General features: G+C 64.7%; 11 protein-coding genes. 3 read left to right on the forward strand and 8 right to left on the reverse strand.

Annotation, left to right across the window (positions count from 1 at the left end):
• Positions 1 to 146 precede the first annotated feature (146 nt).
• The 6 genes from GBEM_RS10540 to GBEM_RS10565 all read right to left on the reverse strand — a co-directional run bounded on the left by GBEM_RS10540 (position 147) and on the right by GBEM_RS10565 (position 20,666).
• Positions 147 to 7,337, reverse strand: coding sequence for a type I polyketide synthase (locus GBEM_RS10540; protein ID WP_012530537.1), 7,191 nt, complete (start codon positions 7,335 to 7,337; stop codon positions 147 to 149).
• A 2-nt stretch (positions 7,338 to 7,339) separates the two neighbouring features.
• Positions 7,340 to 14,773, reverse strand: a complete 7,434-nt coding sequence (locus GBEM_RS10545) for a type I polyketide synthase (RefSeq protein ID WP_012530538.1) — start codon at positions 14,771 to 14,773, stop codon at positions 7,340 to 7,342.
• Positions 14,770 to 16,434 (reverse strand): PfaD family polyunsaturated fatty acid/polyketide biosynthesis protein, encoded by a 1,665-nt coding sequence (locus GBEM_RS10550; protein WP_012530539.1) that lies wholly within the window; start codon positions 16,432 to 16,434, stop codon positions 14,770 to 14,772. The genes GBEM_RS10545 and GBEM_RS10550 overlap by 4 nt, the downstream gene beginning before the upstream one ends.
• Before the next feature lie 257 nt (positions 16,435 to 16,691).
• On the reverse strand, positions 16,692 to 17,363 hold the full coding sequence (locus GBEM_RS10555) for an arylesterase (RefSeq protein ID WP_012530540.1): 672 nt from the start codon (positions 17,361 to 17,363) through the stop codon (positions 16,692 to 16,694).
• Positions 17,364 to 17,494: 131 nt separating this feature from the next.
• Positions 17,495 to 19,993, reverse strand: coding sequence for an ABC transporter permease (locus GBEM_RS10560; RefSeq protein WP_012530541.1), 2,499 nt, complete (start codon positions 19,991 to 19,993; stop codon positions 17,495 to 17,497).
• The gene (locus GBEM_RS10565; RefSeq protein ID WP_012530542.1) at positions 19,986 to 20,666 is read right to left on the reverse strand and encodes an ABC transporter ATP-binding protein; all 681 of its coding nucleotides are present in this window, start codon (positions 20,664 to 20,666) and stop codon (positions 19,986 to 19,988) included. The genes GBEM_RS10560 and GBEM_RS10565 overlap by 8 nt, the downstream gene beginning before the upstream one ends.
• 164 nt (positions 20,667 to 20,830) lie before the next feature.
• Here GBEM_RS10565 and GBEM_RS21945 point away from each other — a divergent pair, with 164 nt between their 5' ends.
• Positions 20,831 to 20,965, forward strand: coding sequence for a hypothetical protein (locus GBEM_RS21945; RefSeq protein ID WP_264175512.1), 135 nt, complete (start codon positions 20,831 to 20,833; stop codon positions 20,963 to 20,965).
• A gap of 135 nt (positions 20,966 to 21,100) precedes the next feature.
• Here the strand turns inward: GBEM_RS21945 and GBEM_RS10575 are convergent, their stop codons facing one another.
• Together GBEM_RS10575 and GBEM_RS10580 are read right to left on the reverse strand one after the other, a co-directional pair.
• The gene (locus GBEM_RS10575; protein WP_012530544.1) at positions 21,101 to 21,289 is read right to left on the reverse strand and encodes a rubredoxin; all 189 of its coding nucleotides are present in this window, start codon (positions 21,287 to 21,289) and stop codon (positions 21,101 to 21,103) included.
• A 12-nt stretch (positions 21,290 to 21,301) separates the two neighbouring features.
• On the reverse strand, positions 21,302 to 21,784 hold the full coding sequence (locus tag GBEM_RS10580) for a universal stress protein (RefSeq protein ID WP_012530545.1): 483 nt from the start codon (positions 21,782 to 21,784) through the stop codon (positions 21,302 to 21,304).
• Between the two features lie 243 nt (positions 21,785 to 22,027).
• On the opposite strand from GBEM_RS10580, the gene GBEM_RS10585 reads away from it, so the two are divergent.
• Both GBEM_RS10585 and GBEM_RS10590 read left to right on the forward strand, forming a co-directional pair.
• Positions 22,028 to 22,648, forward strand: coding sequence for a DUF4136 domain-containing protein (locus tag GBEM_RS10585; protein ID WP_012530546.1), 621 nt, complete (start codon positions 22,028 to 22,030; stop codon positions 22,646 to 22,648).
• A gap of 11 nt (positions 22,649 to 22,659) precedes the next feature.
• Positions 22,660 to 23,220, forward strand: coding sequence for a DNA-3-methyladenine glycosylase (locus GBEM_RS10590; protein ID WP_012530547.1), 561 nt, complete (start codon positions 22,660 to 22,662; stop codon positions 23,218 to 23,220).
• The last annotated feature ends 303 nt before the right edge of the window (positions 23,221 to 23,523 follow it).

The following is a 23,523-nucleotide window of genomic DNA, read 5'->3' on the forward strand; positions in this document are numbered from 1 at the left end:
GGGGGAGGGTTGGGGTGGGGGGGACGGCGCCATTGACGACTTCGTTGGCAGCTTCACCCACCCCTCGATCCCCTCCCGTCAAGGGAGGGGAAGAGTATGTTCTTGCGCCGACCACTGCGAACATGGCCGCCTCCATCAAATACCGCCTACCCCCGCTCCAACTGCAGCGTGAAGTCGTTCATCTGGTAAATGGCACGCCCGTCCACATACAGGAACCCGGCGGCAGTAAGTACCTTGTTGGCGTCATCGACGGCGGTGATCCAGGCAACTACGGTGACTTCCTTATTGGTCGGCACCACTTGGCCGCGGTAGAGCCAGCGGTGCTCCCGCTCCAGCGCCACAGCCGCAAGAGTGTCACCCTCCTGCCAGCCCCAACGCTCGACCGCCGCAAACTTTACCAGTTGCAGGAACGACTCAAGCCCCAGCGACCCCGGCGTCACCGGGTCTTCGTAGAAGTGCGCTTTGAAGTACCAGTCGTTCGGGTCAACCAGTTTGGTCCCTTTCAGGTAACCGAGACCGGCCGGGCCGCCGTCGGCGACGTAGAGTTCGATCTGGTCGATCATCCTCAGCTTCTTCTCTGGGTATGGGCGGCTCTCGGGATAGAGGAGCTTCTTTCCTCGCGCGACCTCTTCCGCCGTCGGCTGGTGCGGGGCCGCTTCCCTGATGCCGACTTGGTTCGCCAGCGCCTCTTTGGCGAAGAAGCCGAACATGGTGTCCCCCTCATAGAGGACGCCCTGGCGGTCGGCTACGCTGAAGCTGAACTCCTGGATGATCATCCCGCCGCTGGTCGCCGCCTTGGTGAGGGTGGCGGTCGCGGTGAGCGTGCCGGTCTCAGGCGTCACGGCCCGGTGCTGCACCGCCGTTCCTCCCAGGTTCCTGAAGGAGATGTCGTTGGGGGTGGTGAGCGCGGAGCCCACGTAGGCTGCGAGCCAGCCGCAGGGCTGCAGTGCCGCTTCAAGCAGCACGGAGAAGGGCATGCGCGCCTGGCGGTCGGCGGCGAAATACCACTCGTCCACCGGGATGTCGTACTGCGCTTCGGCCATCGCTCCGGGGACCATCTGCCAGGGCTCGCCACGCACCGCGGTGACCCGGTCCATGAACTGGAAGGGAGGTCCGGGGAGCCGGGCGATCTTTCTCCCGCTGTCGAAGATCCGGTACCTGTCGCCGAACCCTTCGGACGGCTTGCCGTTACTGTAAGCGAGGATCTGCGCCTTGGTGTAGACGGCAGGTTTCACGTCGTAGCCGGCGGCTGACTGGGCCGGCACAGCAGCTATTATGCTAAGCAGTTCCTGGCCCTTGGCACCCCAAAGTTCAAGCAGCGCTTGATGGTTGGTTCCGGTCAGCTGGGCGGACATGTTGGTGATCTCGACGATCGGCTTGCCGTCGGCGTACATCAGAGCGTCCACGATGGCGTAGGGCTCGGGGCGGTAACCGAGCTCGCGCACCGTGACCTCGTAGGTGACCACCTTGGTTGTCTCCAGCACCTGACCGCGGCAGCAAAGCTGGCTGGCGACGCCGGGAACGGGTTGCCACGCGGCGCCGTCAGACTCGGCGACCCATCCCAGGCGCAGCAGGAAGATGCGCAGCGTGTGCATGCAGCACTCGTACATGAGGGTGCCGGGCATGACGCGGTCGTCGACGAAGTGGCAGGTGATGAACCAGTCGTCCGGGTGGATGTCGGCCTCGGCGCGGATGAAGCCCAGGCCGCAGCGACCGCCGTCGGGCACCAGTTCCATGACGCGGTGCACGAGTTCCATCCTGCCGCCCGGTATGGTTAGTGGTCTGCCTACGCGAAGTCCTGCGAAGAGGGGGCCGAAGCAGGCCGCGAGATCCCCCCTGCGTAGCGCGTTCAACTGATCCGCGCTGTAGGCTGCTGGCTGCATCGGCACCAGGTACTTCCAGTCCGGCGGGAGCTTGCCTGTCTTGGGGCGGAGGTCGATGGCGCCCCGCACGATCCCCTTGCCGGCGTCCAGTTCGCCCTGGGTGAAGAACCCGGCGCAGCCGTTGCGCATGGATAGAAGCGGCTCCCCGTTCACCGTCGCCTCGAAGTGGAAACGGAACAGGTAGGTCTCGCCCTGGCGGAAGAAGCGCTCGATGCGGATGTCGTAGTTGATGGTTTCGCCCGGCCCCGGGAGCTCGCGGTGGAAGGTGACCACGGCGTCCAGCAGGCGATATACCGCCAGTCCCTTGGTGATGAAGTCGATCCCCAGGTAGCCGGAAAGAAAGAGGTCCGCCTGACCGGCCTCGACTGCGATGCAGGTCGGGATGCGGCCACCATCCAGGTACCAGGCGCCCGGATGCACGTCGTGCTGGGTCACCACGCGGCCGCTGGTCATGGATTTGGGCTCACCCTCCAGCGCCACGATGCGGTGCACCAGTTGCAGCGGCGTGTCGGGGAGCCGGACGCGGGTCGGGAAGCTGTCCGCCTCGGCGAACTCGGGCCCGAGCATCTTGGCGACGGAGCCCACGGCGAACTCGAAGCACATCTGCTCGTCGTAGAGCGCGGGAAGGGCGCCGGGGTAGGGGGCAGGCCGCACTGTCACCGGGGGGGCTGCGGGTACTGCCGCAGCCGGTTCCGGAGACCATCCCGGATAATTACCCGTTGCCGGGAAAGCAGATGCCGCATCCAGTGGCATCCCCGCGGCCAGCATCTGCTGCTGCAGGGATATCTGCAGCGCCAGCGTCTCGGCGATGGAACGGCTCAGGTCGGTGGCGACGCGCAGGTAAGCCTCATGGGCCTGCTGGGATGCTTCCTGGGCGGCGGCGAATTCGCGCAGCAGCGGTTCCTGGATCGCACCCTGGATGGGGAGCGGCGAAACGGCCTGTAGTGGCGCGGGGTTCACTTGCGGCTGCCCCATCTGGGGCTGAGCCGCCTGAGGCTGCGCCTGAGTTGCGGCATTGTGTGTCGATGGTGCTGTCGGTGCAACCACTTGATCTGCAGCCGGAATCGACAACGTACTTACCGGCGCATCTGTGGACCGCCTTATCTGGGGGGGCTGCGGTACGGCTACCTTGGTTGCGGCAGGTGCGGCGGAAACGGGCGCCTGCGGCCTGACAGGCGGTGCCGCCTGTGCCGGTGCGGAAGCTTCCATTCCCGGGCGCGACGGTGCAAAGGGGTCGCCGCCGGTAGTGAAGCGAAGGGATTTCCCCTCGCCGACTAAGGCCGTGGCGCTGACACGCGCCGGTGCGAGGGCGAACAACGGTTCGAAGTCGACGGGAACGCGCTCGGAGGTGAGCTGGGCCAAAAGCCGCAGCAGGGCCGAATTGGCGTCCACCCCGGGGAGGCAGACGGAACGCGCCATGTGGGGGCGTCCGGCGAGGATGCGGCCGATCATGCGGCTGCAGGAGCCGCCCGGTCCCATCTCGATGAAGTACCTTACCCCTTCGGCGTAGGCCGCCTCGATCACCTTGGGGTAATCGATCCCCTCGATGGCCTGGGAGAGGATCGAGTCGGCTGCGGAGCGCCGGTGAACCTGGTACGCCGCGCCGGCGGCGCCGCTGTAGAAGGTAACCCCAGCAGGAGGGGTGGTGTTGAAGTTGTGCAGGTCACGGTAAGGGTTGGCCACCTGGCGCGCCACCTCGCAGTGCACCGTGGTGACACCCTGCAGCGGGAAGAAGCGGCAGTCCAGCATGGCGACCAGATGCTTCACCCACTTCACGTCGCCGCCGATGACGCATTCATCGGGGGTGTTGACAATGAGGAGGTAGACGCGCGAGGTTTTCTTCAGCGCGCGCCGCACCTCGCGGGCCGGGGCGTCGACCACGCCGATGCTCCAGTGGATTTCCTTCCCCTCGGTTTCCCCCCAAGCCTCCCGGGCGGCGCGGCATTCGCCGGCCAGGTCGCGGGTGAAGAGGGTGGAGGCCTTCATGCGCGACAGCATGAGGTCGCGCTCGATCCAGGTGCGGCTGCCGAAGAGGCCCGCGGATTCTCCCAGGCTGTAGCCGATCACGGCGCTGGGGTCGATGCCGAATTGCCGCACCACGTCGGTCACGGCGCAGCCGGTAGCGACCTGGCCGAAGATGACCGCCAGGTGGTTCTCGTTGACGCTCTCCATGGGGGCGCCGTTCCAGAACTGCTCCGGCTGGAACTGGTCGCGCAGGTAGAGGTTCTCGCCGTCCTGGCGGCGGTAGACCTGCGGCCAGCGGGCGGACAACTCCATCCCCATCCCGGCGAAGTGGTTGCCGGAACCTGGATAGACGAAGCCGATCTTGCCCGATTTCCCTATGGGCTCGGCGCTGAAGAAGATGCGGTCGCGAAGCGACGGGTGAAGCACCGCATCGGCGTAGGCCGGGTCGGACTGCACCATCCGCTCCCCCTGCAGGCAAAGGGATGAAAGCTCTTCGAGGCTGCGCGCTACCAGGGCTATCGCCAGCGGCTCGCCGGCCAGGCTCCTCTGGCTGAGCAGGTCGTGCGATAGCGCGGAGAGGGACGGCGCCGGCTTTTTCTCCGCCTGCTGCTTCAACTGCTGCAGGCGCTCGGCCAACTGCTCTCGGTCGGCGCCGGCGACGCAGAAGAGATACTCCTCCCACCCGCCCAACGGCGCGACCTTCTCGGCCGCAGCTTTCGGCTGCTCCTTGTCGTACCCCAGAAGCACCACGTGGCTGCAACTGCCGTCCACACCGAAGACGCTGACGCCGGCGTGGCGCGGCCCCTCGCAGCGGTTCCTGAGCCAGAAGCGCGAGGCCTCCGGCAGGAAGAGCGAACCGCTTCCGGAGACCTTTCCGAGCGGCCGCTCGCCGGAGCGGGCCCCGGGGATGATCTCCTGGTAAAGCGCAAGGCAGCCGCGGACCAGCGAGGCTAGGCCGCTGGCGGCGCCGGTGTGCCCTATGTCCGCCTTGACGCTGGCGACGGCCAAGCGCCTTTGTGAGGCTGCGGCGTGTGCGGGGTCGTCGAAGAACTCGGCAAGGGCTGCCGCTTCCATGCGGTCCTCGGCGGCGTGCCCGCTGCCATGGGCTTCGAGGTAGCCGACCTTGTCCGGTGTGATGCCGGCCTCGCCATAGGCGCGCTCCAGAGCGTGCCGGTAAGCGGCTGTGCCTGGTAGCATCAGATCGCCGCTGGCGGTACCCAGGCCGCCGATCACGGCGTAGATCCTGTCCCCGTCGCGCTCCGCGTCTTCCAGACGTTTGAGGATCACGCTGGCCGCGCCTTCCCCGACGATGGCGCCGTCTGCGGACTGGTCGAATGGGGTTGCGCTGCCGAAGCGGGAGTAGGGGCGTCCCAGGTGCTGGCCGATTGCCGCCCTCAGGTCGCCGGCAAGGTCGACGGCGCCTACTACAGCGCGGTCGATCTCCTCGCTTTGGAGTTGGCGCACCGCGGTCTCCAGGGCGCGCAGGCCGGAGCTTTCCTCGCTGGAGAGGGTGAAGCTGGGGCCGCCGCAGCGGAACTCGCGGGCGACGCGGCTCGCCACGACGCTTCCCAAAGCACCCATGGTCCGGTTGGCGCTCAGTGCCGGGCCGGCCGCTTCACGCAGCTGCGCGACCCACTGCTCGAATTCCTGTTCGCTCAGGTTGAGGCCCAGCTCCTTCTCCCACTGCCGCGCCTTTTCGGCTATGGACCAGCGGAAGGCGAAGTTGGTGCTGTTCAGGTCGAGGGCGATGCCGATGAAGACGCCGGCGCGCAGGTTCTCCTTCTTGTCCATACCCGCGTCGGCGATGGCCGCGGCGGCCGACTGCAGCATGAGGAGCTGCTGTGGGAGCATCTCTTCCAGCTCCTTGGGCGGAATGCGGAACTGCCCAGGGCTCTGGTCGAACTGGTCCAGATAGAAGCCGGCGAAGGGGGTCTCCTTCAGTTTCTCCTTGGCGAACCAGGCGCTCTTCTCGGCTCCCCACCAGTCCTTGGGCTGGGTCGGGCGGGCCGGTGTACCTCCGCCCAAGACGCGTGCCTGGAAGGAGGTGAGGTCCTGCCACTCTCCGAAACGGGCGTCCAGGCCCACGACGGCTATGGGGCAACCTTTTGCCGGGGCGGGGGAGGCGGTAGCCTCGCTCTCAGGGAGCCACTCCTCGACCAGCAGGTGGCCGTTGATGCCGCCGAAGCCGAAGGCGGAGACGGCGGCGCGGCGCGGGACGGAGTCTCCGCGCCTTTTCCAGGGAGCGGCGCTCTGCAGCACCCGGAAGGGGCTTTGTTCCAGCTGGAAGTTGGCCGGCGCGGCGTTGAAGTTGGCGGTGGGGGGAAGCGTCTCCTCCGCCATGGACAGGAGCACTTTGGTGAGTGCTGCCGAACCAGCCGCGGTCAGAAGGTGGCCGATGTTCGACTTGACCGACCCGATGACGCACCCTTTACGCGCTTCTGGCGTCTCGCCCCAAAGCTCCCTGAGGCTCGCGACTTCGGTGGCGTCACCTACCGGGGTGCCTGTTGCGTGGCACTCGATCAGGTCGACGTCCTGCGGTTCCCATCCCGCTTTGGCGTAGGCGGCGCGCATGGCGCGCAGCTGCCCGTCGGAAAGGGGGGCCAGGAGGCTCCCACCCACGTCGTTGGAAAGACCTATTCCCTTGATTACGCCGTAGATCTTGTCTCCCTGCGCCACGGCGTCCTCGAGCCTTTTCAGCACGAAGATACCCGCGCCTTCGCCCACGACCAGGCCGTCGCCGCTCGCATCAAACGGGGAGCATATGCCGCGGCGCGACAGCGCGCGCAGTTGGGAGAAGCCCATCTGGGTGTAGAGCGGGTCGGGACGGGAGAGCCCGCCGGTGAGCATGGCGTCGGCGCGACCGGAGAGAAGCTCGTCGCAGGCAAGCTTGATGGCGTAGATGGAGGAGGCGCAGGCTGCGTCGAGGGTGCAGCAGCCGCCACCCAGGCCGAGAGCCGCGGAAAGAAGGCCCGCAGGGAGACCGGCCACGTAGCGGTTCAGCCCCTGCGGGATCGGTGCGTCCCCCGCGTGCCCGAGGAGTTTCTCCTCGAAGTTCCGTCCCAAAAGGGCGCGGGAGAGCTCGGCGGATTTCTCGCTGGGAAGCGCCAGGTTGCCGATGATGACGCCGATACGGGAGCGGTCGACCCCGGTGGTGACGGCGGAGTCGAAGGCCCTTTTGCCGGCGTGCAGCAGCAGGTGGAACAGGGGATCGAGCCCCGAGGCAAGCTCCGGGTCGATGTTGAGCCCCGAAAGGCTCGCCAGGGGAGGTATGGAGTCGATGAAGCAGCCGCGCTTGGAGTAGACGTGGTCCGGCTTTCCCGCCTCCGGGTGGAAGGCGGTATCGGCCGGGAGCTGCCAGCGCCCGGCCGGGACCTCGCGGGCGGCGCTTTTAGCGTTGCGGATGTTATTCCAGAAAGTTGTCAGTTCCGGCGCGTCGGGAAAGATCCCGCCGATGCCGACGATTGCCACGGAAGGCGACTGCTGCTTCATGCCTATGCCGCCCCCAATGCAACGGAAACGGTCCGCAGCTTGTTACGCTGGAAGGCCTGCTTGAGGGACGGGTCGATGACGCACTCGTATCCCTCCAGGCGCGCTACGAGCTTGCCGGTGTTGCGGTCCAGGAACTCCATGTCGGCGCTGGCGCCGCGCGGGTTCTCGGAGGTGACGCGGATCACCACCTGGGCCCCTTCCTTCGGGAAGGATTCCTGGAACTGGCGGTAGCGCCCGGCGAAGCAGGGGAGCGATCCGGCGCCGAAGCGCTCGAAGCTCCAGAGGATCATCATCTGGAAGGCGCTGTCCACGACCAGCGGATCGGTGAGCCAGGCGCTCCTCAAGGGGCGGCGGATCCATTTGCCCGGCGCGGGCGCGCCCTTAACCGAGGCAGCGATTCCCTTGGCGGAGCAGCCGTCGACGTGCTCGATGCCGTGCAGGTCGGGGCCGTGGAAGAGGCGCTCGTTGTTGTAGATGACCCCGTCGTGCGGCGCGTAGGCGGTGGCCGGTATCTCGGTGATGGAGCGGATACCCTCCACGTGTTTGGTGGCGAGGACGATCTGGGCGCGGGCGTGGAGTATGGTCCTGCCGTTGACGCCGGGGCTGGAGAGCTCGACCGGCACCAGCCAGAACGATTCCTTCTTCACGGCGCGCCCGGCCAGCACGCTCAAGGGGAACGAGGTGTTGTCCTCGAAGACCACCCCTTTGCAGATGCGAAGATCGTTGAAGCCGTGGAAACGGAAACCGGGGTTGCCGTGGAGCGCGCCGTGGGCGAGCCATTCCACGATGACCGCCATGGGGACCACCGCTTTCCCGTCCAAAACGTGCGAGCGCAGGAACGGGAATTCCGGGACGGTCAGGGTCAGCGCGAACGCCTCGGAGAGGTTCTCGGGCTTCGCCGCGGAGGAGGCCGGGGCGGCTGCTCCCTTCTGCTCGGGGAGCTGGGCGATGGCTACGATCTCGACCGGCGCGCCGGCAGCGGAGATTTCTCTGGCGAGGAAGTCGCCGCCTTCGGTGAGGTCGATCACGCCGATCCCCTCGGCTGCAAAGACCTTCTTGAGTGCCGGGGTGACCATGCCGCCGTCCCAGGGACCCCAGTTGATGCTGACGCTGCGGCAGCCGCCGCGGCGGCGCGCCTCGGCCTGGGCCACCTTGTTGAGGATCTCGTTGGCGACCGCGTAATCAACCTGGCCCACGCGGCCGAAGCGGCCGGTGGAGGAGGAGAAGAGGGCGATGAAGCGAAGCTCGTCGTTGCGGGTCGCGTGCAGGAGCGCGCGCAGCCCTTCGACCTTGGTGCTGTAGACCTGCTCGAACTGCTCGGGCGTCTTGTCGACGATAAGGCGGTCGGCGAGGACGCCGGCGCCGTGGACCACGCCGCGGATCGGGCCATGGGCGCGGCGGATTTCGCCCAGGAGGAGTTCCATGGCGCTGCGGTCTCGGATGTCGACCGAGCGATAGATCGCCTCGGCGCCGGTGGCGGAGATCTTCTGCAGGGTGTCGCTAAGTTCGCGCCCGGCCATGACGGCCCGGTAGCGCTCCTCGATCTCGCGCGGGTGGAGTTTGCCCACCGCGTTCTGCATGATGGCGCGCTTGATCTCGGCTTCTTCGGAGACGCCGGCAAGCCAGGCGGGCTCATCCTCGGGTTCGGAGCTGCGCCCCAGGAGCACCAGGAACGGCTTGTACTCCTTGGCGAGCGCAAGGGCGGAGACCGCGGTCACGCCGCGCCCGCCCCCGGTGATTACCACTACGTCGCCGGCCTTGATAGCGGGTTCTGCCGGAGCCGGTGCGGAGGGAAGCACAACGGTTTGCAGCGCGAAGCGCCCTTTGCTGGAGAGACCTACCTCAACCGGGCCGCGGCGCAGCATCTCGATGGCGACGGCGCTGGCGGCGGCAGCCGCGTGAGGGAACTCGCCCAGGTCGATCGCTTTGCAGGAGACTTCCGGCCATTCCAGCGCCGCCGTCTTGGCGAGCCCCGCCAGTCCGCCGGAGAGCGCATCCTTGATGCTCTTGCCGGAGCCGAAACCAAAGGCCCCGTCCAGTCGGGAGACGGTGACGCAGACGGCCCCTTCGGCGTTAGCCGACTCGTTCAGGGCGCCGGCGGCGTTCTTGACCAGCTGGAAGGCGTTTTCCAGGAATAGGTCGTCGGTGCCTGCGGTGGGCGCGCAGATCACCAGGCCTGAGAGTTTCCCGGCTGGCGCTGTCTGCTGGGCCTGGGCCGCGTTGACCTTGCGCACCGTGCAGCCGTGCTCCAGGAGAATGCTGCAAAGCTCGGAGGCAAACGCCGAGCCGTCGTCGGTGACCCAGATCTCGCCGTCGTTGGCAAGGACGATGGCCTCGCCCTCGTCGTCAGCGGCAAGCTCTACAGCAGTGACGGAGCTTCTCTGGATCGCCTGGGCCGGTGCAGGTACCGGTTCCGCGGCGACCGCCTGGCTTGCCTCGTAGGCAGGGGCTGCGACGGGCTGAGCCGATGCGGATGCCGGAGCGGCAAGGGGACTGGCTCCGCCAGGTGCCTGTCCCCCTTCGCTGGCGGGCGCGGCCGAAGCCGAACCGGCAGAGAGGAAGCTTGCTATGTCGCCCAAGGTGCGCAGGGTTCCCAGATGCTCGGGGCCAATGGACGGAGTCTCGGGCAGGCGCTCCTGCAGCGTGGAGAGGATTTCGACGCGCTTGATGGAGTCGATGCCGAGGTCGCTGTCCATACCCATTCCCGGCTCCAGCATCTCCACGGGGTAGCCGGTCTTGTCGGCGACTACCTCAAGCAGGGTCTGCATGATACGAGCGGGGTCGCTGGATGCGGCGGCAAGGGGACTGGCTCCGTCAGGTGCCTGTCCCCCTTCGCCGTGTCCCCCTTCGCTGGCGGGTGCGGCCGAGGCCGAACCGGCAGCGAGGAAGCTTGCGATGTCGCCGAGCGTACGCAGGGTTCCCAGGTGTTCGGGGCCTATGGCCGGGGTGCCGGGGAGGCGCTCCTGCAGCGTGGAGAGGATCTCGACGCGCTTGATGGAGTCGATGCCGAGGTCGCTGTCCATCCCCATCTCAAGCTCTAGCATTTCCACCGGATAGCCGGTTTTTTCGGCGACGACGGAGAGCAGGGTGGCGGTGATCTCTTCAGCCGGGACTGCTGCGGCAAGGGGACTGGCTCCGTCAGGTGCCTGTCCCCCTTCGCCGGCGAGTGCGGCCGAAGCCGATCCGGCAGCGAGGAAGCTTGCGATGTCCCCCAGGGTGCGCAGGGTCCCCAGGTGCTCCGGGCCAATGGCCGGGGTGCCGGGGAGACGCTCCTGCAGCGTGGAGAGGATCTCGACCCGTTTGATGGAGTCGATGCCGAGGTCGCTGTCCATTCCCATGTCGAGTTCCAGCATCTCCACCGGGTAGCCGGTCTTTTCGGCGACTACGGCCAGAAGGGTGCTGGTGACCTCGCCGGCGGCGATTGCTGCGGTCTGGGGTGTTGCGAGCTGAGCCGGTGCGGCAAGGGGACTGGCTCCGTCAGGTGCCTGTCCCCCTGCGCTAGCGGGTGCGGCCGAAGCCGAACAGGCGGAGAGGAACCCGGCGATGTCCCCCAGGGTGCGCAGGGTCCCCAGGTGCTCGGGGCCTATCGCGGGGGAGCCGGGGAGGCGCTCCTGAAGGGTGGAGAGTATCTCGACCCGTTTTATCGAATCGATCCCGAGGTCCGAGTCCATACCCATGTCGAATTCAAGCATCTCGACGGGATAGCCTGTCTTCTCGGCGACTACGGCCAAGAGGGTGCTGGTGATCTGCTCGGCTGCGAGCTCGGAAGTAGCGGCGGCGGGCGCAGCTGTTGCTGCGGGTACGGCTGCCGCCGCCGGGGCCGCGGAACCTGTCGAAGCGCAGAGGTGGCCTGCGATGTCGCCGAGGGTGCGCAACGTGCCGAGGTGCTCGGGGCCGATGACCGGAGTCCCCGGGAGGCGCTCCTGCAGCGTGGAGAGGATCTCGACGCGCTTGATCGAATCTATCCCGAGATCCGAATCCATCCCCATGTCGAGTTCCAGCATCTCGACCGGGTACCCGGTCTTCTCGGCGATCACCGCCAGGAGCACTTGCGTGATGCGCGCCGAGTCGGCGGCAGCGGAAGCGGGAGCAGCGGCTGCCGCCGGCACAGGCGCAGGGGCGACTGCCGGTGCGGCGGCGACGGGCGCGGCCTTAGCCACTGGTGCAGAGACAGCCGGGGCGGCGGGTGCAGCCATCGTTGCCGGAGCGACGTACGAGGGGGCCTGCGCCTGGACCGGTACGGTCGCCGGAGCCACTGCGGCGGGGGAAAGGTTGGTGCCCAGGATCAACTGTTGCTGCTGCTGGAGCAGGGTCTGGAAGGTTCTGGTTGCGGTCTCCTGCCCTTCGAGGAAGCGGCGGTGCAACTGCGCGGTATCCTCCTGCATCCGCTGGAGGACCGCCATCCCTTCGCGCGCCAGGCGCAAAGATTCGCCAAGCGCCGCCTGCGGCGCCGCTGCGGCCGGAGCGGCCTGGAAGGAAGCTTCTCGGGGAGAAGCCGGTGCTGCCTGGTAGGCCGGTTGCTGTGCAGCCGGCGCGTTCATGGCTACTGGTGCCGCCTGCGGAGCAGCTGGTGCTGCCACCGCTGCCGGTTTCGGCTGTACCGGCGGCTTCTTCGGCTTCGGCTTGCTGTAGTTGGCGCCGCAGATGGGAATGCTCAAGAGCGGCTTCTTACCTGCGGGAGCCGGACGATATCCCTCGTCCCAGGTGGCGAGCTTCACGCCGAAGCCGAGCACTGCCAGTTGCGCCAGGGTGCGGCCCAGGTCGGCAATGCCCGCGCGCTTGCCCGATGACGAGTCGAGGGCGACGGCTGCGTGCGGCCGGTCGGCGAGGATGGCCTGCACGAGCCCGGTCAGCCTGTTGCCGGGGCCGACTTCGACGAAGCTGGTGATGCCAGCCGCGTACATAGCCTCGATCTCCGCCACGAAATCGACAGGCATGGCGAGCTGGGAAGCGAGTTGTGCCTTGGCGGCTGCGGGGTCGGCAGGGTAGACCGCGGCCGTGGTGTTGGCGTAGACCGGGATCTTCGCCTTCGGCATCTCGATCTTGGCGAGCGCGGCCAAAAACGGCGTGGCGGCGTCGGACACAAGCGCGCTATGGAAAGCGGCTGCGACCGGAAGCTCCTTGCAGGTGAGTCCGCGCCCCTTGAAGATCTCGACGGCGCGCTTTATCTCGGCGCTGGCGCCGGAGAGGACCGCCTGTGAGGGGGCGTTCTTGTTGGCGATCACCAGGTCCAGTTTCTCTGCAGCTACCACCTCGGCAATCTTCGCCAGCGGTGCTGAGACGGCCAGCATGCTCCCCTTGTCCCCTTTGCCGGCGCCCATCAGCTCGCCGCGCAGGCGCGACAGGGCGTGCAGTGCGCTCTCGTCCAGCCGGCCTGCGGCGCAAAGGGCGGTCAGCTCGCCGTAGCTGTGGCCGGCGACACCTTCAGGATCAAGGCCGAATGACTGCAAAAGGCGCAGCGCGCCGAGGCTCACGGCACCGATGGCAGGTTGCGCCGCCTGGGTCGCCCGCAGGGCCTCTTCCTGGCTGTTACGGGTCGTATCGTCGAAAGCGGAGGGGGGGTAGATGAGGTCGGAAAGCCTCCTGCCACCGGCGGAAGTGAAACCGTCGTTAGCAGCGGTGACCGCGTCCAGTAGCTGCGGGAAGCGGCAGGCGAGATCGTTCAGCATCCCGGTGTACTGGGAGCCCTGCCCCGGGAAGAGCACGCCGAGCTTGCCGGCTGCGCCGCAGCCGAAGAAGGCACCGTCGGGGGTCTGCCAGGCGGATTTCGAGTTCTTCTCCAGCATGGACTTGGCGTTCTTCACCAGCGAGGCGACGTTGGTTTTTCCGCGCTCGATCACCAGGGCAAGGCGAAGGGTTCCCATGGCGTCGAAGCTCGCGCGGGTCTGGAATGCCAGCTCCCTGACGGCGCTCCAGGCTGCAGCCGCCGGCACCCGGTCGAGCCCGGCGGCAAGCGATGCTGCGTCGGCGCCGGAGAAGGCGAGGATCTGGGTGTTGCCGTCCCAGTCGGCCGCCTTCTTGTCGGCCTGGTACTCCTCAAGGACCACGTGGAAGTTGGAGCCGCCGAAACCGAAGGCGCTGACGGCGGCGCGGCGCGGCACGTCGGCACGCGGGAACCAGGGGCGTTTTTCCTTGGCGAGATAGAAGGGCGATTTCTCCCCGACCACCTCTTTTTGCGGGGTCTGCACCTTGATGGTCGGGGGGATCACCTTGTGGTGCAGCGCGAGCGCCGCCTTGATGAGGCCGGCGGAACCCGCGGCGGCCTTGGTGTGGCCGATCTGGGACTTGACCGAGCCGAGGCAGCACCAGGGAAGCTTCGACTCGCCGTATACGTCGCGCAGCGCACTCACTTCGACAGCGTCCCCTACCTTGGTGCCGGTGCCGTGGGCCTCGATCAGGCCGATGCTCTGCGGGGTGACGTCCGCGTTCTTGTAGGCGTTCAGGAGCGCGTTCTTTTGTCCGGTGGCGCTAGGGGCGTAGATCGCGTCACCCTTGCCGTCGCTGGAGGAACCGACGCCGCGCACCACAGCATAGATCCTGTCGCCGTCGCGCTCGGCATCCGCCAACCGCTTAATGACCACGAGCCCGAGCCCCTCGCCGAGAATGGTCCCGTCGGCGGAAACGTCGAATGGCTTCGCATTGCCGCTAGGGGAGAGGGCGGGGGTCTTGCTGAAGCACATGTACATGAAGATGTCGTTGAAGGTGTCGATGCCGCCGGTCACCACGATGTCGGACTTGCCGGAGGCAAGTTCCATGGAGGCGAGGTGCAACGCGCTGAAGGAGCTGGCGCAGGCCGCGTCGACGACGCAGTTGGTCCCGCCCAGGTCGTACTGCTTGCTGATGCGGCCGGCAACCACGTTGCCTAAAAGACCCGGGAACGAGTTTTCCTGCCAGGGGACGTAGGAGTCGGAGATCCGCTCCACGACGTCGTTGGCGGTCGCCTCGTCTACGCCTGCGTCCTTCAAGGCCGAGCGCCAGATCGGGTGGCCGAGCCGTGCACCGAGGGGTATCACCAGCTCCAGCGTGCCGGTTACGCCGATGATGACTGAAGCGCGGCTTTTGTCGAAGCTGCGGTCGGGGCCGTACCCCGCGTCCTTCAGCGCCTGGCCGGCAGCGACGAGCCCCAAAAGCTGCGAGGTGTCGATCGCCTCCAGGACGTTGGGAGGGATGTTGAACTCCATCGGATTGAAGTCGACGGGGGAGAGAAAACCGCCCCGCCGGCCGTAGGTGCGGTCCGGGCTCTTCTGGTTCTCATCGTAGTAGGCGTCCACCGGCCAGTGGGTCTCGGGGACCTCAGTGATGGCGTCGATCCCATCGGCGATGTTGGCCCAGTAGGCGTCACGGTCCTCGGCCTTGGGAAAAAGGCAACCGATGCCGATGATGGCAAGCTGAGTTCCGTTACTAGAGGCGGCCGGCTTCAGATCGTCAGTTTTCAACAAAGGTACTCCTTGATTTGTGCGATTTCGAGAGGTTGCGGTGCGATTTCATCCATCCTGAGTTCGATGCCCTGGCTGCTCAGGAAGTTGGCGCGGTTAAGTGCGGCCGCTCCGTGCAGGATGTTTAGGGCCACGGCTTCGACCGTGCGATTGCCCGGGGCGTCGAGGAAGGAACCTGAGGCCCATTCGTTGAAGGCTCCCATGGCGGGGCCGCACCAGACCTGGTAGTCCATGCGCCGCTCTTCCGCTCCGTCTTTGGCCCAGTGCGCGGCCATGCCGAGATACCAGCGGAAGACCAACGCCATCAGGTGCTTCGGGTCGCGCTCGGCACGCTCGACCTGGGAGGGGTCGCGCTTGGCGAAGAAGGCGCGGGTGTCGTGCCAGATGTCGGCGAGCGACGCCTGGAACATGGTCTTCTCCAGCTTCTCGCGCTCGGCGGCGGGGATGTCGTCGAGGCTGCTGCAGGCGCGGTAGATCTCGTAGAGCTTCTGTGCGCGCATGGGGAACATGGTGCCGCGCTTTAGGACCTGCACGGTGACCCCCATCTCGAACATGTCGGCGGCGGGGGCCATGGTCACGTCAGCCTGGCGGGTGCCGGCGAGCATGCCGCGCACGGTGTCGGAGGTGCCGGACTCGACGCAGGCCTGATTCACCGACCCGGTCACGAGGTAGGCGGCGCCCATGGAGAAGGCGGCTGCCGCTGAGGCCGGCGTCGAGACTCCGCCGCCAAGCCCCACCCGCAGGCGGCAGCTGTAGCCGTACTGCCGCTGCAGCTTCGCCGCCAGCGCGTTGATGGTCGGGAAGAGGGCGAGGGCGGGGCGGTTGTCGGTATGGCCGCCGGAATCAGCCTCGGCCGTCACGTCCTGCGCCAGCGGTACCAGCGCGGCCAGTTCGGCCTGCTCGGCGGTGATGGAGCCGTTGGCGACCAGCGCGCGCAGGAGCTTCTCGGGAGCCGGTGCGAAGAACTTCGCCGCCAGTTCCTCGCGGGAGACCTTGGCGATGATGCGGTTGGGGGTGACGATGGACCCGTCGGCGGCGCGCTTGATGCCGTGCAGCCGGTACCTGACCAAGGGTAGCGTCAGGGCCAGGAAGGCCGAGGCCTCGATTGTGCGGATCCCCTTCTTTATGTACAGCTCGGCGAGCTCGCGCTCCAACTCGGGCTCGTGCGGGGAGTGGATCAGGTTGAAACCGTAGGGGATATCGCCGAGGGAGGCCTTGAGGCGGTCGGCGGTCTCGGAGACGGTGGCAAGCGGAAGGCCGGCGGCGCCGAAGAAGCCGAGCATCCCGGCGCGGCCCAACTCCTCGGCCATGGCCGCGGAACTGATCCCCTTGGCCATGGAACCGCCGACGTAGGGGTAGCGGATGCCAAGTTCGCGGCAAAAAGAAGGATCCCCCAGGTTTTCCGGAAAGCAGGGAGGGGCGTAAGCGGCGATAGGCAGCGCGCCCGGGTTGACGGCGCCGAGCCGGCCGATCCCTCCCAGCCTCGGGACCATGGTCCTTTCCTTTTCCACGAGATACAGCGGCTGGCGTACGTAGCGGAGGGCGTCTCTCAGGTTGGCGGCCTTTTGAGGGGGGGCGTTCGAGGCGGGGTGCCACGAACCCAGGTTTTCCAGGTTTGCAGAGCGAGCGGTATGGTCACCCTGTAGTGAAAATGGATCCAAACGGGCTTCTCCTGCTGCCAGCAAATTAGCAGCGGAATTGCGATGGCCTAAACGAGTGTGATTCGGCAGAAGGACAAGCTTGGGCATGGAGGAGGCAGGTCCACGCATCATCGATTGTACTTGTCGCAAGCGGGTTTAGCAGAACGGACCGGTCGCCCACTTTAGCAGAGTATGTGTACATTAAATCGAGCAAAAAGGCAAGACAAGACGCGGCTTCAGCCAACTTTTAGCTGAACCTGATTGGAGCGGACCAACCCTCAGCTTCCGGTTTTGAGCTTTATGGCCTGAAGCACGTAGGGAAAGATCGTCTCGGTGACAATGGCGTAACCCTGTGGATTCGGATGGATGCCGTCCGAGAGATTGAGGTTCTCTTCTCCAGCGACTTTATCCAGGAAAAACGGGACCAGAATAAGCTTTCGTTCTTTGGCGACCCGCGGATAGATCGCCACGAACTTGTCCCGATAGGGCGAGCCCATGTTGGTGAGCATCTGCATCCCCGCCAGGACCACGACCACGTTTTTAGCCTGCAAGGCGGTAACTATGCTGTCGGTGTTCTTGCGGGTGAGTTCCGGGGCCTGCCCGCGCAACCCGTCGTTGGCGCCGGTTTCGAGGATCACGATGTCCGGCCGAAGCTTCAGTATCCAATCGATGCGGGCCAGGGTGCCGGTGCTGGTCTCGCCGCTGATGCCGGCGTTCACCACGCGCCACTTATACCCTGCCTCGTTGAGCTTCCGCTCCAACTGGGCCGGGTAGGCGTCGGTCTCGGGAACGCCGTACCCGGCGGTAAGGCTGTCGCCGACCGCGACGATGGTTCCGCGTGATGCTGGTTTTTCCGTGGCGTTCACGGCGGCAGGCTCCTTTTCCTTATGGCATGAGACCAGGAGGACGGCGAATATGATGGTTAGGGCAATGAATCTCAAGTTGCACATGAAACCTCCGTGCTTTCTTTTTGCCGTCAAGCCTGCGGTTAACGGCAGAGACTAGGGGCTAGGGACTGGGGCTAGTTGAAGACCGAGAGGTTTTGCCAGCCCCCAGCCCCTAGCCCCCAGCCCCAGATTTTCTATTCCTCCGACTGTTCCCGCAGAAACGCCACCGGCTTCTGGTAGAGGATCGGGAGCGCCACGGCGAGCCCTACGAACATCACCAGCAAAGTGGTGGCCAAAAGCAACAAAAGGCTCTCGCCGAGATACGGCACATAGGTCATGTCGAGCCCCTTGCGGCAGATGATGAGGCTCCCCAACTGGGAAATAAGCAGCGCGATGACGCCGCTCACCAACCCGAGGACCAGGTTCTCCGCAGCGAAGACCTTGAGCACGAACGCCCTGCGCGCGCCCAGTATGGTGAAATAGACCGCTTCCTGGATCCTCGCGTAGCGCGTGGCGAAGACCGAACTGATTATGATCAGGACCCCGGCAATGACGCTGAACGAGGTGAAGAAACTGACGATGCTGGAGAGCCGCTGCATGATCCTGCCGAAGACGGTGACGGTCTCGGTCAGGTCGATGACGCTCACGTTGGGAAAGGCGGAAACCACCCGGTTTTGCAGGGCGCTGATGCCGGCTTTGTCGACCCTGACGGCGGCAAAGAAGGTCTGCGGCGCTTGCGAGAGCACGGATTCCTGAAAGACGAAGTAGAAGAAGGGCGAGAAGCCGCTGCTGGTGCGGGTCCGCACGCTGGAGACGCGTGCGGTGATGGGGAGCCCCTGGACGCGGAAGCTCACCCGGTCCCCTACCTTCATGTCGTGCATCTTCACCACGGTGTCCAGCACAGAGACCTGCGGCTCGGTCCAATCCTTCCGGAACAGGGTCTCTCCAGACTCGATCCGCTCGTCTGGGAGCAGGTACTCCCGGTAGGTGAGGTTCATCTCTCGCGCCAGATTGTCGCCCCTGGACTTTCGCTCCTGTGCCTGATCTAGGGGGATCTCGTTCACCGCAGTCACGTTCCCCTTTATGATGGGGTAAAAAGACGCGCCGGGGCCGATCATGCGGCCAAAGGCTTCGCGCTGGCCGGGCTGGATGTCGATGAAAAAGACGTTGGGGGCGCCGGGAGGGAAGGATTCGATGAAGGTGGCGTCGAGGTTCTTCTCCACGAGGTTGATGGCGAAGATCACGGCGAAGGCCGCCGAAAGGGTGACCATGATGGAAAGCGAGGCGTTGTGCGGCCGGAAAAGCCCCTTGAGTGCCTGGCGCAAGGCGAGGTTCTTGGGCTGTTTCCGCTTCAGGAAATGGAGGGTGACCCAGGCGAGGAGATAGGAGATGAGGATCAGCGACACCAGGGAAAGCATGAAATAAAGCCCAGTCTTCAGGTCGCGCAGGCGGATGAGCACCATGGAGAGAAAGAACAAAGCGCCCAGACTTGCGATGATCCAGGTGGATCGGTTCCAAAGGGCGGCCGTTTCCTCTTTGCCGAAGATGGCCTTGGGCTTCACCTCCTTCAGTCGGTAGAGGGGGAGGGCGGTGAAAAGTAGCACCACCAAAAGGCCTATCGCCATACCCTGGAAGATCGCCGAGGTCGAGACCTGGAGAGTCACCTGGGCCGGTATCAGCCCGCTGAAAAGAGCGGGGAGATAGCGCTGCAGCGCGAAACTACCGGCGAGCCCCGCGACGGTGCCGAAGAGGCCGAGGATCAGGGTGAGCCCCAGAAAATGCCCGATGATGAAGCGGCTCCTGGCGCCCAAGGCCTTCATCACCGCTATGGTCCGCTCCTGCTCCTTCAAAAGGGCGAAGAGCGTGCTCTGGATGCCGAAGCCGGAAAGAAGCAGGGTGAAGATGCCGCTTAGGTTCAGGAAGAAGAGAAGGTTGTCGAAGAAGCGCTTCACGCGCGAGCCGGCGTTTTTGTAGGTCTCGACCCTGACCCGGCCGTCGTTGTCGGTTGCGGCGCGAAGCTCCGAGGCGACCTGTTCCAACCTCGGGGGATCCGTCACCTTGACCAGCGTGACGTGCTCGATGCGGCTTCCCTTGCCGATGAGGGCGAGTGCGTCGCGGTCCGCCGCGGCGACGAAGACGCGTGGGCCTAAGGCAAAGAAATTCACCGGCCGGTCCGGCTCCTGCACCACGACGTCCTTAACGGTCAGGACCGCGTTCCCGATCCTCAGCGGGTCCCCGATTTTAAGTTGAAGGCGGTCCAGGAGCGCCTGCTCCACCACCAGGCTCCCGGGCGAGAGCACCTTTTCGAAGGGGCGGCCGGAGGCAAGGCGCACCGTGCCGTAAAAGGGATATCCCGGCTCCACGACCTTGATGTTGCACAAAAGCGACGCGTCGGCGCTGGGCTTTTGCACCACGGAATAGAACTCCCAGTAACGGGCGCTCCTGATCTCGCGCCGGTCCTTAAGAACCGCCCGTTCGCGCTCCAGGTTAGGCGGGACCGGAGAGTGGGACTTGATGATGATGTCCGCTGAGTGGAGGGACTGGGCGTCGCGCAGAAGCGAGCTTTCCACGCTTTCGCGGAAGCTACCCAAGGAGACCAGGGTGATCATGGAGAGGGCGACGCAGAGGACGAAGACCGTGCACTGCCTCTTGGCGCCGGTCACCTGGCGCAGCAGGAACCTGGCGTTAACCATGCTCCCGCCCCGTGACGATCCTGCCGTCTTTGAGCGTGACCACGCGATGCGCCCGCTGGGCGATCTCGGGGCTGTGGGTCACAAGGATCAGGGTGGTGCCGCGTTCGCGCTGCAGTTCCAGGAGCAGCTCCATGATGGCGGCGCCATTTATGGAATCGAGGTTGCCGGTCGGCTCGTCGGCGAAGATGATGCGCGGGTCGTTGATGAGGGCGCGGCAGATGGCGCAGCGCTGTTTTTCGCCGCCGGAGAGCTGGTGCGGGAAACTTGTGAGTCTCCCGGATAGTCCGACTCTTTCCAGAAGGGCTTCGGCCTTGGCGCGGGCTTCGGCATCGCCTTTGAGCTCGGCCGGAAACATCACGTTCTCCAGGGCGTTTAAGGAGGGGACCAAGTGGAAGGACTGGAACACGAAGCCGAAGGCGCTGTTTCTCAAGGGGGCCAGGGCGTCTTCGCCTAGGTCGGTGATGTCTTCCCCGCCGATGAGGACCCGTCCCCGGTCCGGGCGGTCCAGCCCGGAAAGGATGGTGAGCAGCGTCGATTTGCCGCTGCCGCTTTCCCCCTTCACCACCAGGAACTCGCCGGTCTCGACCGAGAGCGAGACGGAGTCGAGCACCTTGATCAAGCGGTTTCCGATACGGTAGCTTTTGCTGACCTCTTGGGTTTGCAGGATTGTCATCTGGCCCGGATCCTTTTTAGCGTATGCGGTTTACAGTTAAAAGTTTTTTATTATACTCTCCCGATCACGCGATCAAGGATGGTGCCATGCAAAACTCCAGATGTCGACAGGAAAAAAAGGATCCGGACTTTGCCCGGTGCAGGACCAGCAGTGTCGGTGCTGTCATGCCCGGAAGCGGGATTGAGATGTTCTACTGCGGCATCGATTACGCCGACTGCAGGTACGCATTGCAAGTAGGATACGACTACCTATGCAGACACAAAAGCAACTACGCCTTTGCCAAGGCGGAAGAATGCTGACTCACTCCTCCCTATTTTAAGCAAGCCGCGAGTACTCTGCAGCGTCCCTGGTGACAGAAAATAAAAAAGGAGCAGGTCGTATGACCTGCTCCTGCAGGTGGATCTCTTTCGTTATCCGCAGCCGTCTGTGCCTTTTCACCCTTCCTCCAGGCGCTGGTCCGGGTCGGGGTAGGGCTCGAAGAGGTTTTTTCCCGCTTCGCAGACCGGGCAATGCCACTCAAGCAAGAGGTCTTCGAAGGAGGTATCGGGGGGTACGTCGTTTACCGGGTCCCCTTCGCTGGGGTCGTAGATGTGGCGGCATACGGTACAGATCCATTTTTGCATGTGACGGGCTCCTTACCAGTTCACAGCCTCCGGCTCCCTCTTGATCAACAGAATGCTGCAGGGCATCCGGCGCAGGATGGCGTCGTTGTCGCGCCCGAAGACCATATGCTCCAGGCGCCCCTCTTCGTGGGAGAGCAGCACCATGAGATCGATCCGCTCCTCCTTTACCACCTGCATCACCTCGTCGAGCGGCTTTCCTTCCTTGATGATGAGCTTGATGGGGAGTCCCGCGGTGATCTCCTTGCGGATGATCTGCTCCAGCTCTTCCCGGGCCTGGTCCTTCTCGCTTGCGTAGCTTTTGCTCTCTTCGGGGTAGGGGCTCGGGGCGTTGATGGAGGCGCCGCCCATGCTTACCGTGCCCGCCACCCCCGACAAGATATGCAGCACCGACAAGTCCGCCCCGTATTTTCTCGCGATAGAAATGCCCACTTCGATCGCTTCACGGGAATACTCGCTCATCCTGTTGACCACGAGAACGCGCTTGAAATTTTCCATGGTCTTGCCTCCTGAGTAACTCGGCTGTTGGTTCGGCTGGCCCGGCGTCTCGCGATCTGCGCGTCGCTTTTGCCGTTGAACGTCGTTAATAATTCCCAGAAAGGAGGGCGTTAATGATTGGCCCACCCCAGTATATACGATTGCTAAGTCCAGGCAACTTGGTATAAATATTCTAATCTTTAGCCCGGCCAGGGAAAACGGTTCGGGAACCTTAAAACATCAACCAGTTACGGGAGGTGTAACATGCGTAAGGTCTTAGAGGTCTCGATCGTGTTGTGGCTGGCATCGCTTCTTTGCTCATGTGCTTCGGTCTCTGTCGTCGACACCTGGCGCAATCCGGAGCTTCGTCCTCAGCGGCTGCACAAGATACTGGTGGTGAGCATCAACAACAAGGATGCGACCCGCCACGTTTACGAGGATATGCTGGCGAGCGAACTCTCGCGCAAGGGTGTGGAGGCTATCCCTGGGTACACCGTGATCCCCGGTGCGGCCTTTGCCGACTGGGGGGTGCTGGACCGGGCGGTGCGGCGGGCCCAGGCCCAGGCGATACTCACGGTGCAGACCACCAAGGTCGAGAAGCAGACCACCGTGCAGCCGGACAGCGCCTATCCCGGCTACTGGTACCCGCAGGGCTTCCCTACTTGGGACTTCCCCGGATACTACCGCTCCATGGCGCTTTACGGCCCCACCTATGTCACCACCTACGACGTCGCCACCATGCAGGTAAACCTCTTCGACGCGGGCACCGACAAGCTCATCTGGGCCGCCACCATGCAGAGCACCGATCCCCAGAAGGTCACCACAGTTGGGCAGGACCTGGCCCGCAAGGTGGTAAAGAAACTTGCCAAGGAAGGACTGATCTGAGGCGGTGCGCCATGGACCTCATGAGGAAACTCCCCCGCTCCTTCTACGACCGCGACACGGTGACCGTGGCGCGCGAGCTTCTCGGCGCAAGGCTCGTGCATGTGGCGGGCGGGGTGGAGCGGGTGGGGCGCATCGTGGAGGTGGAAGCGTACCTTGGCGAGCAGGATCTGGCTGCGCATTCCTCCAAGGGGCGTACTCCCCGCACCGCCATTCTCTTCGGCCCTCCCGGATTCGCCTACGTCTACCTGATCTACGGCATTTACTGCTGCATGAACATTGTCACCGAACGTGAAGGAAGCGCTTGCGCGGTGCTTTTGCGTGCGCTGGAACCGGTGAGAAACGTCGAGGGGCGCAGCTCCGGGCCGGGTCTGCTCTGCCGCGCCATGGGGATCGACCGCCGGCAAAACGGTCGCGACCTTTTAAGCGACGATTTCTTCGTGGCGGAGAGCTCCGAGCGGGAAACGATGCAGGTAGTCTCCAGGCCGAGGATCGGGGTCGATTACTCTGGTATCTGGGCCGGAAAGCTGCTCCGTTTCTACATAGCCGGAAATTCCTTTGTCTCAAAACCATAACTGGACGGACTATGCCAGATGATCTCAGACCTTCCGTGAAGCTATCCTTGAATTTCCTTCCTCGAATTACTGTCAGCGTTCCTTTCAGAGACAATCCCCGCAGATGTTCATGTCATTACCTTCTTACCTGAAGATGTAAGGGTCGCCGCTTTCCCTTACCTTGCTGAGTCTGTCGCACCTCATGCTGCATCGGTTCAGTTCGATAGAAAAACGGCTGACTGACCTCCCAATTTTATGCCTCTGGAACCCAGATTTAATATTAGTGCAAATTAATATTCCTTCGCTATACTCTTCTGCATTTCG

It is taken from the genome of Citrifermentans bemidjiense Bem, assembly GCF_000020725.1.
Classification (GTDB): domain Bacteria; phylum Desulfobacterota; class Desulfuromonadia; order Geobacterales; family Geobacteraceae; genus Geomonas; species Geomonas bemidjiensis.